At 59.2% G+C, this 14,130-nt stretch carries 15 protein-coding genes; 7 read left to right on the top strand and 8 right to left on the bottom strand.

The window, feature by feature from the left end; all coding sequences use genetic code 11:
- The first annotated feature begins 3 nt into the window (after positions 1-3).
- Positions 4-1,386 carry a sodium:solute symporter gene (locus AACU78_RS13880; RefSeq protein ID WP_106576395.1) on the top strand — a complete coding sequence of 461 codons (1,383 nt, stop codon included), beginning with the start codon at positions 4-6 and terminating at the stop codon, positions 1,384-1,386.
- Positions 1,387-1,582: 196 nt separating this feature from the next.
- On the opposite strand, the gene AACU78_RS13875 is transcribed toward AACU78_RS13880, so the two are convergent.
- Complete coding sequence (locus AACU78_RS13875; RefSeq protein WP_256347311.1) at positions 1,583-1,705, bottom strand: PA1414 family protein; 123 nt, start codon at positions 1,703-1,705, stop codon at positions 1,583-1,585.
- Positions 1,706-1,847: 142 nt separating this feature from the next.
- Positions 1,848-2,741 (bottom strand): putrescine utilization regulator PtrR, encoded by an 894-nt coding sequence (gene ptrR, locus AACU78_RS13870; protein ID WP_106576394.1) that lies wholly within the window; start codon positions 2,739-2,741, stop codon positions 1,848-1,850.
- Between the two features lie 103 nt (positions 2,742-2,844).
- Here ptrR and AACU78_RS13865 point away from each other — a divergent pair, with 103 nt between their 5' ends.
- Complete coding sequence (locus AACU78_RS13865) at positions 2,845-4,062, top strand: YbfB/YjiJ family MFS transporter (RefSeq protein ID WP_106576393.1); 1,218 nt, start codon at positions 2,845-2,847, stop codon at positions 4,060-4,062.
- Here AACU78_RS13865 and AACU78_RS13860 read toward each other — a convergent pair.
- The 3 genes from AACU78_RS13860 to AACU78_RS13850 all read right to left on the bottom strand — a co-directional run bounded on the left by AACU78_RS13860 (position 3,974) and on the right by AACU78_RS13850 (position 6,962).
- Positions 3,974-5,416, bottom strand: coding sequence for an NCS1 family nucleobase:cation symporter-1 (locus tag AACU78_RS13860; protein WP_106576392.1), 1,443 nt, complete (start codon positions 5,414-5,416; stop codon positions 3,974-3,976). The two genes, AACU78_RS13865 and AACU78_RS13860, sit on opposite strands and share 89 nt — an antisense overlap.
- A gap of 198 nt (positions 5,417-5,614) precedes the next feature.
- Positions 5,615-6,013 (bottom strand): DUF2177 family protein, encoded by a 399-nt coding sequence (locus AACU78_RS13855; protein WP_106576391.1) that lies wholly within the window; start codon positions 6,011-6,013, stop codon positions 5,615-5,617.
- 112 nt (positions 6,014-6,125) lie between these two features.
- On the bottom strand, positions 6,126-6,962 hold the full coding sequence (locus AACU78_RS13850; protein ID WP_019820451.1) for a CvfB family protein: 837 nt from the start codon (positions 6,960-6,962) through the stop codon (positions 6,126-6,128).
- 323 nt (positions 6,963-7,285) lie between these two features.
- Between AACU78_RS13850 and AACU78_RS13845 the strand changes: the two genes are divergently transcribed.
- From AACU78_RS13845 to AACU78_RS13835, 3 genes are all read left to right on the top strand, one after another.
- Positions 7,286-7,465 (top strand): hypothetical protein, encoded by a 180-nt coding sequence (locus AACU78_RS13845; protein ID WP_003193095.1) that lies wholly within the window; start codon positions 7,286-7,288, stop codon positions 7,463-7,465.
- A gap of 221 nt (positions 7,466-7,686) precedes the next feature.
- The gene (locus AACU78_RS13840; RefSeq protein WP_106576390.1) at positions 7,687-8,409 is read left to right on the top strand and encodes a TorF family putative porin; all 723 of its coding nucleotides are present in this window, start codon (positions 7,687-7,689) and stop codon (positions 8,407-8,409) included.
- Positions 8,410-8,475: 66 nt separating this feature from the next.
- Positions 8,476-9,342 (top strand): DUF6279 family lipoprotein, encoded by an 867-nt coding sequence (locus AACU78_RS13835; RefSeq protein WP_106576389.1) that lies wholly within the window; start codon positions 8,476-8,478, stop codon positions 9,340-9,342.
- A 52-nt stretch (positions 9,343-9,394) separates the two neighbouring features.
- Here the strand turns inward: AACU78_RS13835 and AACU78_RS13830 are convergent, their stop codons facing one another.
- Positions 9,395-9,784, bottom strand: a complete 390-nt coding sequence (locus AACU78_RS13830) for a transcriptional regulator (RefSeq protein ID WP_106576388.1) — start codon at positions 9,782-9,784, stop codon at positions 9,395-9,397.
- 153 nt (positions 9,785-9,937) lie between these two features.
- Here AACU78_RS13830 and AACU78_RS13825 point away from each other — a divergent pair, with 153 nt between their 5' ends.
- Positions 9,938-10,213 carry a hypothetical protein gene (locus AACU78_RS13825; protein ID WP_106576387.1) on the top strand — a complete coding sequence of 92 codons (276 nt, stop codon included), beginning with the start codon at positions 9,938-9,940 and terminating at the stop codon, positions 10,211-10,213.
- Positions 10,214-10,261: 48 nt separating this feature from the next.
- Here the strand turns inward: AACU78_RS13825 and AACU78_RS13820 are convergent, their stop codons facing one another.
- Entirely contained in the window at positions 10,262-11,608 is a 1,347-nt protein-coding gene (locus tag AACU78_RS13820) for a DEAD/DEAH box helicase (protein ID WP_106576386.1), read from the bottom strand.
- A gap of 193 nt (positions 11,609-11,801) precedes the next feature.
- On the opposite strand from AACU78_RS13820, the gene AACU78_RS13815 reads away from it, so the two are divergent.
- The gene (locus AACU78_RS13815; RefSeq protein ID WP_106576385.1) at positions 11,802-13,100 is read left to right on the top strand and encodes a mechanosensitive ion channel family protein; all 1,299 of its coding nucleotides are present in this window, start codon (positions 11,802-11,804) and stop codon (positions 13,098-13,100) included.
- 110 nt (positions 13,101-13,210) lie between these two features.
- On the opposite strand, the gene AACU78_RS13810 is transcribed toward AACU78_RS13815, so the two are convergent.
- A complete protein-coding gene (locus AACU78_RS13810; protein WP_106576384.1) occupies positions 13,211-14,077 on the bottom strand; it encodes a carboxylate/amino acid/amine transporter in 867 nt (288 codons plus the stop codon).
- Positions 14,078-14,130 lie beyond the last annotated feature (53 nt).

The following is a 14,130-nucleotide window of genomic DNA, read 5'->3' as shown; positions in this document are numbered from 1 at the left end:
GTCATGGCTTTGGATTTATTCGTCGTACTCATCTACGCCGCCGGCATGCTCGTGCTCGGCTATTACGGCATGCGCCGCGCCAAGACCCACGAAGATTACCTGGTGGCCGGCCGCAACCTGGGCCCGTCGCTGTACATGGGCACCATGGCCGCCACGGTATTGGGCGGTGCATCCACCGTCGGCACCGTGCGCCTGGGTTATGTGCACGGCATCTCCGGCTTCTGGCTGTGTGCTGCGCTGGGCGCCGGGATCATCGCGCTGAACCTGTTCCTGGCCAAACCGCTGCTGAAATTGAAGATCTTCACCGTCACCCAGGTCCTGGAAAAGCGCTACAACCCGATGGCCCGCCAAGCGAGTGCGGTGATCATGCTGGCCTACGCGTTGATGATTGGCGTGACCTCGATCCTGGCCATCGGCACCGTGCTGCAAGTGCTGTTCGGCCTGCCGTTCTGGGTCTCGGTGCTGTTGGGCGGTGGCGTGGTGGTGGTGTACTCGACCATCGGCGGCATGTGGTCGCTGACGCTTACCGACATTGTGCAGTTTGTGATCAAGACCGTCGGGCTGATGTTTATCCTGCTGCCGATCTGCCTGTACCGCGTCGGCGGTTGGGATCAACTGGTGGCCAAGTTGCCAGCGTCGAATTTCAGCTTCACCGAAATCGGCTGGGACACGATCATCACCTACTTCATGATCTACTTTTTCGGCATCCTGATCGGTCAGGACATCTGGCAACGGGTGTTCACTGCCCGCGACGAAAAGGTCGCGCAGTACGCAGGCACCTTCGCCGGCTTCTACTGCATTCTTTACGGCCTGGCCTGCGCGCTGATCGGCATGGCTGCTCATGTGCTGTTGCCGAATCTGGACAACGTCAACAATGCCTTCGCCGCTATCGTCAAAGCTTCATTGCCGGACGGCATTCGCGGGCTGGTGATCGCCGCCGCACTGGCCGCGATGATGTCCACCGCCAGCGCCGGTTTACTCGCCGCCTCCACCGTATTGACCGAAGACCTGCTGCCGCGTTTGCGCGGTGGCAAACAATCGAGCCTGAACATCAACCGCTTGTTCACGATGCTGACGGGCATTGCCGTGCTGGGTATCGCCCTGGTGGTCAACGATGTGATCAGCGCCTTGACCCTCGCCTACAACTTGTTGGTGGGTGGCATGCTGATCCCATTGATGGGGGCGATTTTCTGGAAGCGGGCAACCACCTCGGGGGCGATCGCATCCATGGCCCTGGGCTTCGTGACGGCATTGGTCTTCATGTTCAAGGACGGCTTGGACGCGAACACGCCGATCTATTACAGCCTGGCGGTTGGGCTGGTGAGTTTTGTTGGGGTGAGTCTGTTGTCGCGACGCCCGCAGGCTGCGGCGGCTAGGGCAATTTAAGGCAGCACCGGCATCAGAGCGGTTTCTTCAGCGGGTGCGACGTCGGATGTCGCACCCGTTTTTTTACCTGCCACAAACAACGATGGGAGCGGGCTTGCTGACGAAGGCGGTGTGTGAGCCAACATGTGCGTTGACTAACAGACCCCCTTCGCGAGCAAGCCCGCTCCCATCTGTTGAATTCTGCTGGAACCCGAGCTTATCTGCGACGGGGCCGGCGCTGCTCGTCATCCGTGCGAATCGGCACCGGTTGCAACGGAGGCTCGATCAGTCCGAGCGCGACGCCAACGTCATGGAGCCAGTTTTGGATTTTCTCTTTCATGGTTGCCCCCTTTGCGGGTAATGCGGGTCGGCGCGAGTTTTGTCGCCTTTTCCTACAGTGATAGTAGTCCTAAGTCCTACGTAATGCTTGAACGAAACCACAACGAACTATTACTGAATTGATTCAAATCCTGACGGATCGTTCAAGCAATCGCGCGCGTGTCCTGCAATAACTCGGCTTTGCCTGCCTGCTGAAGGTCAATCCATGCATTGAGGTTAGCGCCGAGCATACCCTTTCGCCACATCAGCCAGGTCGTTGCGGTCGCAAAAGGCCCCGTCAGGGGATGAACGGACACGCTGTCCTTGCCTGGCAGGCTCTCCAGCATGGATTCAGACATCAATGCCACACCGGAACCGGCGATCACGCAGGCGAGCATGCCCTGATAGGACTCAATCTCGATGGCCCGGCCCATGGCCACGCGCTCGTGGGAGAACCAGGTCTCCAGCCGCGTGCGGTACGCGCAACTGCGGCGAAAGGTGAACACCGAGCGCCCCGCTACATCCTGCGGCCCGCGCACGGGCGGGTGATCAGCCTCGCAGATCAACACCAGGCGCTCTTCGCACAGTGGCACACCGTCCAAGGTCGCGATGGTCAGCGGGCCATCCACCAATGCCGCATCCAGTCGCCCAGTGATCAAGCCTTCCAACAGTTCACCGCTGGGCGCCGACTGCACCTGCAGGTTCACCATCGGATAAGCCTTGTGATAGCGCGCCAACAACCTCGGCAAATGAATCGCGGCAGTGCTGTACATGCTGCCCAACACAAAATCGCCGGCCGGTTGCCCGCCCTGGACGGCGCCGTGGGCTTCATCGTGCAACGCAATCAGGCGAGTGCTGTAGTCCAGCAGCACCTTGCCGGCGGGAGAAAGCTGCAAGCGTTGACGCTCGCGCACAAACAATTCCACCCCCAGTTGCTCTTCCATCTGCTTGAGCCGTGTCGACAGGTTCGACGGCACACGGTGCAGGCGCTCGGCTGCGCGGGTGATGGAGCCCTCTTCTGCCACGGCCTGGAAAATCCGCAATTGACTGAACTCCATACCTTTCTCCAAAACTGAACAAGTTACTCACTATTATTCATTTTTACAGAAAGTCAATTCGCTTTAGCCTGAAGGTCTTCGCTTGCTTGCAGGAAACCAGAACATGTCACCGCTGATTCGCTTACTCGCCAGCTTTGTCGCCCTGATGATGGCCATGGGCATTGGACGCTTCGCCCTCACGCCACAGATGCCGCATCTGCTCAGCGAAGGGCAGATCGACCTGACCGGCGCAGGCCTGATCGCTGCCGCCAATTATTTGGGTTACTTCGTTGGCGCGGTGGATTCGATCTTCGCCCGCAGCCATCACCACGTGCGGGGGCGGATGTACGGCGGTTTGTGGTTGTGCGTACTGCTGACGCTGGCCTCGTACTGGGCGCAAGGGTTTTGGCCGCACCTGCTGCTGCGCTTCGGCACGGGTGTCGCAAGTGCCTGGGCGTTGGTGATGATCACCAGTTTGAGCCAACCGCTGGCAATATCCGCCGGCCGTCCACGCTTGGGAGCCTTGGTTTTCGCAGGGCCGGGGCTGGGGATTTTGCTGACCGGTCTGCTGGCTTTGGGCTCTAACCTGCTGGGACAAAGCTCGGCCACGCTGTGGCTGGTGTATGGCCTGGTGGGGTTGGTCATGCTGCTGGCAATCCTGCCGTTCTTGCCTCAGCCGATGCCCGCCGTCGCACACACTGCCCGTGCCGGCAACAATCAAAGCATCACGCACCTGTGCTGGATCTACTTTCTGTACGGTCTGGGCTACATCATTCCGGCCACCTTTCTGTCGCAGATGGCCAGCGCGCAATTCAACGGCGCCTGGCAGGCGGATCTGTTCTGGCCATGCTTTGGTCTGGCGGCTGCCATTGGCGTGGTAGGCGTGAGCTTGCGCCGCAACAACACGCACACCACCCGCCGCTGGCTGATGACCACCTTGTGGCTGCAAGCGACCGGCGTGTTTGCCTGCTTGCTGGGCAACGGCTGGGGCCTGGCGCTGGGCGTTTTGCTCTGCGGTACGCCGTTCCTGGCGTGCATGATGCTGGTGATGCAGCGCCTGCGCGAGGTCGCGCCCCACGGCTATCAGCGCAGCACCGGGTTGCTGACCGCCAGCTTCGCCATCGGTCAATTGAGCGGCCCGCTGCTGGCCTCGGTGAGCAGCCACCTGAGTGGCGGCCTGCAACCGGCCCTGGTGATTGCCGGCGCGGGCCTGCTGGTAGCCGGCGCGCTGCTGCTGCGCCCTACTGCCGCGGTCAGCCAGCCACCAGCGGCGCCGGTACGCGAACCTGTTCTCGCCGCGCCAGCACCAGGAAGAACAGCCCACCCAGCAAGCACCCGGTAAACCAGGCGAAGTTGGCCATGCCCTGCAACGCCGGGGTGAAGGTGATCGCGACGCCCGCCAGCGTCGCAGGCACCAAGGCTTTGACCGCGGTCCAGTTCACGCCGCCGTCGAAGTAATAGCGCCCGTTTGGGCTGTCATCAAACAAGGCGTCCACATCGATCTTCTGTTTTTTGATCAGGTAGAAGTCCACCAACAGGATGCCGAACAACGGCCCGATAAACGCCGCGAGAATATCCAGCGTGTAGTGAATCATCAGTGGGTTGTTGAACAGGTTCCACGGGGTGATGAAGATCGACGCCACCGCTGCAATCATCCCACCGGCGCGCCAGCTGATTTTGCTCGGCGCGACGTTGGCGAAATCAAACGCAGGCGACACGAAGTTGGCGACGATATTGATGCCGATGGTGGCGGTCACGAAGGCAAAGGCGCCGAGCAGCACGGCCATGCTGTTGTCGATACGTGAAACGGTGGCAATCGGGTCATGCAGCATTTCACCAAACACTGGCAAGGTGCCCGACACAATAACGACGGTGACCAGCGAGAACGCCAGGAAATTCACCGGCAGCCCCCAGAAATTACCGCGGCGCACGTCGTGCATGCTGCGGCAGTAGCGGCTGAAATCGCCGAAATTCAGCGTTGGCCCCGAGAAGTAGGACACCACCAGCGCCGTCGCCACGATCACCTGCCCAAAAGCCTGCCAGCCCGAGAGGGATTTTTCCGCCAGGGTAAAGCTGATATTTGCCCAGCCGGCCTTCCACACAATCCAGCCGGCCAGGGCAAACATCACTGCGTAGACCACCGGCCCCGCCCAGTCGATAAAGCGCCGGATGGATTCCATGCCCGCCCAGAATACGGCCGCTTGCAATACCCATAAGCTAAGGAAACCGAACCAGCCCAGGTAGGACAGGCCTGCAAAATGCGGCTCTGCATATACCGCCATCTGTGGGAAAAAACGCAGCACCACGATGATCAAGGCACTCGACGCCAGGTACGTTTGAATCCCGTACCAGGCCACGGCAATCAGGCCGCGAATCACCGCCGGAATATTTGCTCCGAACACGCCAAAGGCCAGCCTGCAGATGACCGGATACGGCACCGCCGCTTGCTGGCTCGGCCTGGCGACAAGATTGGCAATCAACTGCACGATACAAATACCCGCGAGCAAGGCGATCAGCACCTGCCAACTGGCCAGCCCAAGCGCGAACAGGCTGGCGGCGAACACGTAGCCGCCGACGCTGTGCACGTCACTCATCCAAAAGGCGAAGATGTTGTACCAGGTCCACTTTTGCGGCAGTGGGCCCAGGTCCTGGTTGTACAGGCGCGGGCTGTAGCCTTTGGGCAATTGTTCGGTCATCGCTTGGCTCCTCGAAATACCGGCCTGCGCTGCCGTAGCAGTGTGCATACGGGAGGCGGCGGGGTTTGTATACGAGGTGTTCAGCAGAATGCGTGCCAATGGCACACAATCCCTCTGGAACGGTGTTCCAAAGGGATTTAGGAAGCGCTAGAGGATGGGGCTCCGCTCAGCAACGGTGCACATGAATCGTGTACACAATCATCGTTGCACCCGATGTGCACACAAGTACCCGAGCGTGCAACAAATGCCAGTGAGGACGGTACCCCAGGCCATGTCCATGAGCGCCAACCCAGCAGACCAGCCCTGCAGCGTCGCCCAATTGCTCAGGTCATACGTGCCGTAGGCCACCAGGCCAAGCAGGGCTCCCAGCCGCGCTGCGCGCTGCCAACTGCCGCTTGGCAGGACCACAAACACCACACAACCGATCGCATACAGCAGGTAGAACACCACGGCAGGGAACAGGCGCGGCTGATCAAGCATCAGCGAGCCGAGCAGGGATTTGTAGGTCGGGCCCATGAGGACGCCGAGCCAGAGGCCGTCGAGCACCAGAAACGCAAGCAAGGTGCCGAGGTAAGCGAACAGGGTTTTCTTGGACATTGAAGCGACCTCTGCGAGAGCTGGCTTGCCAGCGATGGCATCCAACAGGACACCACGAAAACCACTGGCCTCGTCGCCGGCGAGCCGGCTCCTACAGAAGAACAAAGCGCACTCAGCTTAGTTCAATGCGATCCGCGTGAATCACAATCTGACCTTGCTTGTAGAGCGCACCGATGGCCTTTTTGAAGTTGCCTTTGCTGACACCGAACAAGTTGCTGATCACCGCCGGGTCGCTTTTGTCGCTGACCGGCAGAGTGCCGTTGTTGTCACGCAACTTGGCGAGAATCTTCGAGTTCAGGCTGGACGCCGCTTCTTGCCCAACCGGCTGCAGGCTCAGGCTGATGTTGCCATCGGCGCGAATCTCTTTGATAAAGCCTTTCTCTTCCTTGCCCGGGCGCAGGAACTTGAACACTTCGTTTTTGTGGATCAGGCCCCAATGCTTGTTGTTGATGATTGCCTTGAAGCCCATGTCCGTGGCTTCGGCCACCAGCAAGTCGACTTCCTGGCCCACCTGGTAGTTGGCCGGTGTCTTGTCCAGGTAGCGATCCAGCCGCGCGGTGGCGGTGATGCGCTTGGTGTGCTTGTCGAGGTAGACGTGCACCACGCAGTATTCGCCCGCGGTCAGTTGACGTTTTTCTTCCGAATACGGCAGCAACAGATCCTTGGGCAAACCCCAATCGAGGAATACACCGATGCTGTTGACTTCAACGACTTTCAAACTGGCGAATTCGCCGACTTGAACTTTCGGCTTTTCAGTCGTTGCGATAAGTTTGTCGTCACTGTCCAAGTAAATGAAAACGTTAAGCCAGTCTTCATCTTCACTGGGAATATCTTTGGGGATATACCGATTAGGCAAGAGGATTTCGCCATCTTGCGCACCGTCCAGGTACAAACCAAAGTTAGTGTGTTTAACCACTTGCAAGCTGTTGTAGCGCCCGACTAAAGCCATTTCCAAATACCCTCGTTACGTGGGCGGCATTCTACCTGAGTTGCGCCCGGCACGCGCGCGCACCTGAAAAATCACGGGCTGGCGTGGCGCTCCAATGGCACTGCCCCACTCGTCAGATCAGATCCTTGAATTTTGCCGCCCGTCAGGTACTGACTCCTCAAGTGGTTTCGAATTAAAACAGTAAGTTAGGCGCCTATTTCACTGGCAAACTTCGACAATTACCGCCTGACCCAACAATTCCCGGAGGATATTTGCCAAGCAATTGTCAAGTATTTCCTGTACGATGCCTGGCCAAGTTAATTTTCTACAGGTTAGTGGCCGCCATGCGCGTAAAAGCATCCAACAGCAAAGCAAAGCCAGCTCCAGCCGTTGAAACCAGCGAATCGATCAACAGCCAGATTGCTGCGTTCCTCAAGTCCGGCGGCGAAATCCAGCAAATTGCCAAGGGCGTCAGCGGCCAGACTTTCGGCCCGTCCAAGCAAATCAGCCTGGGCAAAAAGTAAAACTCGCGCAACATCCGCCTGCGTTGCACCTAGTCCCTAAGCGTCTTGCCCTCAAGGCGCCAGGACTAGAGCTCGAAACACCCTCTGTGCATCACTCTGTAGTGCGTTAATCGACGAACGGGCCTCACCTTCAGGCGTTCGCCGGTATGCTTGCACACGTCTAGAACGGGCATCTGCCCGATTTCCTCTGTCACTGCTCCTCGCTTTTCATGGAGTGAAGCATGCTCAAGCCCTGCTTTTTTCTGATAGCTGCCCTTGCGGCAACCCCTTTAGCGCAAGCGCAGGTTTTCCAGCGTGAACTGGGCGATTTCGACCTGAAACTGGGCACGACGCCCAGCCGTAGCATGGCCCAAGGCCTGGTAAAGCCGACCGCCCCAGGCAGCGGCTCATTTCACGGCGGGTTGGACCTGAGCCATGACAGCGGCCTGTATGTTGGCCAATTCTCACCCAATATGGGGCTGTCGTCGGCCGATAACCTTGAAGTCGATTCTTACCTGGGTTTCAAACGCCCCTTCGACAAAACGCTGGGCTATGAAGTCGGCTTGATTCACTACAGCTATCCCAAGCTCAGCCCTCTGGACAGCCAGGAGTTCTACGGTGGCCTGAACCTGCTGGGCAACCGCTTCGGCGTCTCCTTCAGCAACGACCCTGATCGCCAGGACAGCACGTTGTTTGCCGACCTCGGCGGCACGCAGCCTTTCGGCATCGGCGTCAGCATGAAGTACACCACCCATCAACTGGGCACTCCTGCTTCGGTGGAAGGCGGCTCGATCAGCAGCTTCAGCGATTGGTCGGTGCAGTTCTCGCGTGCGTGGAAAGGCATCGACCTGGACCTGATCTACAGCGATTCCAGCCTCAGCGGTGGCGACTGCTCGGCCTACTCCGGACACAATTCGCAATGCGACGGCCTGTTGACCTTGAAGGCGGCGCGGTCGTTTTATTGACGGGCTGAACTGTCGCACCTCGCTCAGGTTCACATGCATTAACCCCCTCTGCGCAAGGACTTGCCCATGCTGCGTCGGCTTAAATTTCTGGTGGTATTGCTGACCCTCAGCCTAGTGCTCGCCGGCTGCAATCGGGTAGGCCTGGCCTACCGCAATCTGGATGTCATTATTCCCTGGACCCTCAACGACTACCTGGACATGAACGCCGGGCAGAAGAGCTGGTTCAACGACACACTCAAGGAACACCTGGCCTGGCATTGCACCACCCAATTGCCTGGCTATCTGGATTGGCTCGATCGCCTGCAACAGATGGTCGACAACAATCAGGTCACCGACGCCGCACTGCAGGCCCGTACTGTCGAGGCCAAACAGGCGATAGCCGAGATCGCGCGGGAAATCACGCCGTCAGCCATCCAACTGCTGCAAGGGCTGGATGACCAGCAGGTCAAGGACATGAGCGACGCCCTGGCCAAAGACCTGCGTAAACGCCAGGACGAATACCTCAAGCCGCCCTTGGCGCAGCAGATCAAGGAGCGCGCGCAACGCATGAGCAAACGCCTGGACGCCTGGATCGGCCCGCTCAGTGACAGCCAGCAGAACCGTGTGACGGCCTGGTCTATCGCTTTGGGCGAACAGAATCAGGAATGGATCGGCAACCGCGCCCGCTGGCAGGCGCAATTCATCGCCGCGGTGCAGCAGCGCCACAGCGCGGACTTCCCGCAGAAGATGCAGCAATTATTGGTGGATCGCGAAAGTCTGTGGACCCCGGAATACAAGGCTGCCTATGCGCGGACGGAAACAGCGGCGCGCAGTCTGATTGTCGACCTGATGGCGGAAAGTACGCCGCAGCAGCGCATGAAGCTGACGCAAAAAATTGACGGTGTGCGCAGCGACTTCAAGGCCCTCAAATGCCTGAAAGCTACCGCCAACTGAGGTTGGCAAGGGGGACAAGTCCCCCTCGCTCAATTGATCGACGGATTGCCTGTCAGGCAATCTGCGCCTTCGACGCCACTTCATCAAACGTCGCCGGCTCCAGAGCATCCGCCTGGTCATCGAGCACCTGACGCGGGTGGTCATTGCCGGGGATGGAGCTGTCAATCAGCGCCAGCAGTTGCGCGCCGCGCGCGGTCAGGATGAAGTTCTCACCGTTTCCGCCCTCTTCTTCTGGCCGCGACTCAATAAACCCACGCTTGAACAACAGTGCCTCATAGTCCGCGGCGGTCTTTTTCAGCGTGTCCAGGTTACCGGTGGCTTCACCGGCCGTGGCCTTCTCGGCAGCTTCCTGCTCGGCATACTTGCGCGGGGCAAAGCTGCCTTCGCCGTTCTGCACTTCATGCAGCAAACGTTCGATCAAATCCCAATTGTAAGTCGTCATCCTGATGCCTCCTGCAGGCCGGTAGAAAGTAGCCCGTCTACAGGTGTGACATGCCCCGTCACTGGCCGTTCAGCCGGATAGACCGCCGTCATTTCTCTGAACTTTCCAGACGTTCGCCACCTCAACTGAACACACTGCCAAGGAGGTCCGACCATGAAAACCCTGATGAACCTGGCCATCGCCGCCACGCTGCTGACTGCCCTGCCCGCTTGGGCCTGTACGCCTGAAGAAGCCACGGCGAAACGTGAGCAACTGGCGCAGGAAGTGACCAAGCTCACCCAGCAGAACCCCACCAAAGCCAAGGAAATGAATGCAGAGCTGCAGAAAATGGATATGGATACAACCTCTGCCGACCTGCCTGACAAATGCCAATTGATCGATCAGCGCCTCAAAGACCTGGATAAAGCAGCCGCCGAGACAAAAAACTGAAGACCAAAAAAACCGGACATCGTCCGGTTTTTTTATATCGGTGCAGCCTTACTCGGCAGCCGGCGCTTCTGGCTTGCGGCGCTTGAGCGGCGCCATGCCGTCCTTGCTGACGAGCGACAGGTTGTCGGTCTTCGGCCGGTTGGCAATTTTGCGCTTGGTCGGCGACTTGGCACCGGCTTTCTTCTTGTCGCCCTTGGCGTCGACTTTTTTCTTCTTAACGCCAACCGCCTTGCCCGACGCCTTGACCTTCTTCGGCCCGGTGTAGGTGCCTTTGACTTCCTTGATAGTGCGGCGCTCGAACGACTGCTTGAGGTAGCGCTCGATGCTCGACATCAGGTTCCAGTCGCCATGGCAGATCAGCGAGATTGCCAGGCCATCATTGCCCGCACGCCCGGTACGACCGATACGGTGCACGTATTCGTCGCCGCTGCGCGGCATGTCGAAGTTGATGACCATGTCCAGGCCATCAACGTCCAGACCGCGCGCTGCCACGTCGGTGGCCACCAGGATCTTCACGCCGCCAGCCTTCAGCCGGTCGATGGCCAGCTTGCGGTCCTTCTGGTCTTTCTCGCCGTGCAGCACGAACGCTTTGTAATCCTGTGCCACCAGGCGACCGTAGATACGGTCCGCCGCAGCCCGGGTGTTGGTGAACACGATGGCCTTCTGATAGGTCTCGTTGGCCAACAGCCAGTTGAGGATCTGTTCTTTGTGCACGTTGTGGTCGGCGGTAACGATCTGCTGACGCGTGGTGGCGTTCAGGTCGCTGACGTTGTTGACCTGCAAGTGCTCAGGGTTGTTCAGGACCTTGGCGACCATGTCACGCAGGGTCGAGCCGCCGGTGGTGGCGGAGAACAGCATGGTCTGCTGACGATTGACGCATTCAGCCACCAGGCGCTGCACGTCATCGGCAAAGCCCATGTCGAGCATGCGGTCGGCTTCGTCGAGCACCAGCACTTCAACTTCCTTGAGGTCAAGGTTGCCGGCGTTGAGTTGCTCGATCATCCGGCCGGGTGTGCCGATCAGAATGTCCGGGACCTTGCGCAGCATGGCGGCCTGGACCTTGAAGTCTTCGCCACCGGTGATCAGGCCGGATTTGATGAAGGTGAACTGCGAAAAGCGCTCCACTTCCTTCAAAGTCTGCTGGGCCAGCTCGCGGGTCGGCAGCAGAATCAGGGTCTTGATGCTGACGCGGACTTTGGCCGGGCCAATCAAACGGTGCAGAATCGGCAGGACGAAAGCGGCGGTTTTGCCACTCCCGGTTTGAGCCGTCACCCGCAGGTCACGCCCTTGGAGCGCGAGCGGGATGGCCGCTGCTTGCACAGGCGTAGGCTCGACAAATTTAAGCTCGGCCACGGCTTTGAGCAGGCGTTCGTGCAGGGCGAATTGGGAAAACACGGGTGCTACCTCGAAGAAATACAAAATATCAGCTGCATAGGGTAACGGTTTCGGGCGTCCAAACCGAGTTTCTTTACGCGAACGGGGCTAATCAGCTGCTTTTTTGTCAGCTCTTTTGTCTACAACGTCAACTTTGTCGCACTTAAATGCTCTAATCGGCCCGTGTTGTCTTACAGAAGAATCGGTTTCACCCATGGATATCAAACAGTTCTGGCTCAACGTCCAAGACCTTTGGGGCGCCCTCGATCAACACCCGCTGCTGCATGCGAGCCTGGTTTTACTGGTGTTGCTGGTAGTCGCCCTGCTGCTCGGACGGGTCGCGCGCTACCTCATCCTCCACGCCGTCAAATTGCTTGGCCGGCAACCGGCGCTGCACTGGCTCAATGACCTGCGGCACAACAAAGTCTTCCACCGCCTGGCACAGATGACGCCGTCCCTGGTGATTCAGTTCGGCCTGTACCTGGTACCGGACCTGAGCAAAACCGCCACGCTGTTTATCGGCAATGTCGCCCTGGCGTTCACCATCCTGTTCATGACGCTGGCCGTGAGCGCCCTGCTCAACGCGCTGCTGAATATCTACGCACGCACCGAACATGCCCGCACCCGCTCGATCAAGGGCTATGTGCAACTGGCGAAAATGGTGCTGTTCGTGTTCGCCGCAATCATTATTGTCGCCACGCTGATCGACCGTTCGCCGCTGTTGCTGCTGTCGGGGTTGGGTGCGATGTCGGCGGTGATTCTGTTGGTGTACAAGGACACGCTGCTCTCGTTCGTCGCCAGTGTGCAATTGACCAGCAACGACATGCTGCGGGTCGGCGACTGGATCGAGATGCCTCAAGTCGGCGCCGACGGTGACGTGGTGGACATCACGCTGCACACGGTCAAGGTGCAGAATTTCGACAAGACCATCGTCTCCATTCCTACCTGGCGCTTGATGTCAGAGTCGTTCAAGAACTGGCGCGGCATGCAGGCGTCCGGCGGTCGCCGCATCAAGCGCAGCCTGTACATCGACGCCAGCGGCGTGCGGTTTTTGCGTGACGATGAAGAAGTGCGCATGACCCAGGTGCACCTGCTCACCGACTACATCAGCCGCAAGCAGGCTGAGCTCAAGGCGTGGAACGAGGCCCAGGGCAATAGCGCGCAACTCTCTGCCAACCGCCGCCGCATGACCAACCTCGGCACCTTCCGCGCCTATGCACTGGCCTACCTGAAAAGCCACCCGGACATTCAGCCGAACATGACCTGCATGGTGCGCCAGATGCAAACCACCGCTCAGGGCGTGCCGCTGGAAATCTACTGCTTCACGCGCACCACGGCGTGGGCGGATTACGAGCGCATCCAGGGGGATATTTTTGATTACCTGCTGGCGGTGCTGCCGGAGTTCGGCTTGAGCCTGTATCAACAGCCGAGCGGTAATGACTTGCGTGCCGGGATGTTGCCGGCGGTGCTGGGGGCCAGTCATTTGCCGACCCTGGAACCCAGCGCGGTATAACGCCACCGACCTTCTGTGGAAGCGGGCGTGCTCGCGAGAGCGCAGGATCAGTCAACCCATCAATGACTGACCCACCGTCTTCGCGAGCAAGCCCGCTCCCACAAAGGTGTTCAAGATTGGGCTAGCTGTTTACGCACGCCCAACCGGCTGATCCACACCGCCCCCAAAATCACCAACCCGCCCAACGCCAGCCGCCCCAGCGGCTCATGCTGATTCCAGATCAGCAAGTTCAGCAACAACCCCACGGGCACATGCAGGTTGTTCATCACCGCCAAGGTGCCGCCGTTGACCAGGCACGCGCCCTTGTTCCACCAGTTCATGCCCAGCGCGGTGCTGACCAACCCAAGGAACACCAGCACGCCCCACTGCAGCGGCGCTTGCGGCAGAAAGTCGGCCTTGCCGAACAGCAGGAATGCCGGCAACACCACGATCAAGGCGCCCAGGTAGAAATAGCCGAAACGTCGGTAATGCGGCAGATCGCTTGGATAACGCGCCACCAGATGTTTGTACATCACCTGCCCGGCGGCGTAGGTGAAGTTGGCCAGTTGCAACAGCAAAAAGCCGCCGAGAAAGTGCGGCGTGATCTGGTCAAAGCGAATCACTGCCGCACCGCCCACCGCCACCAACGCCGCAATCAGCGCCCAGGGATTGAAGCGACGGTTAAGCGCGTCTTCGATGAGTGTCACGTGCAACGGCGTGAGGATTGTGAACAGCAACACCTCCGGCACCGTGAGCACCCGAAAGCTCAGGTACAGGCACACGTAGGTCACACCAAACTGCAGCGCGCCGATCACCAGCATGCCACGCATGAACCGTGGCTCTACCGAGCGCCAGCGGGTCAGCGGGATGAACACCAGCCCGGCCAGCACCACGCGCACCAGCACGGCGAAATAGCTGTCGACGTGACCGGCGAGGTATTCGCCGATCAAGCTGAAGGAAAAAGCCTGAATCAGGGTGACAACCAGTAGATAGCCCATGCGCGCCTCGTTTCGAATGGGCGCGACTTTAAGGGTTTTCGGAGTTTGAAGAA

The organism is Pseudomonas sp. R9.37, from assembly GCF_963878885.1.
Lineage (GTDB): Bacteria > Pseudomonadota > Gammaproteobacteria > Pseudomonadales > Pseudomonadaceae > Aquipseudomonas.
The sequence above is the reverse complement of the archived record's forward strand: the minus strand, read 5'-3'. Positions and strand labels throughout refer to the sequence as shown.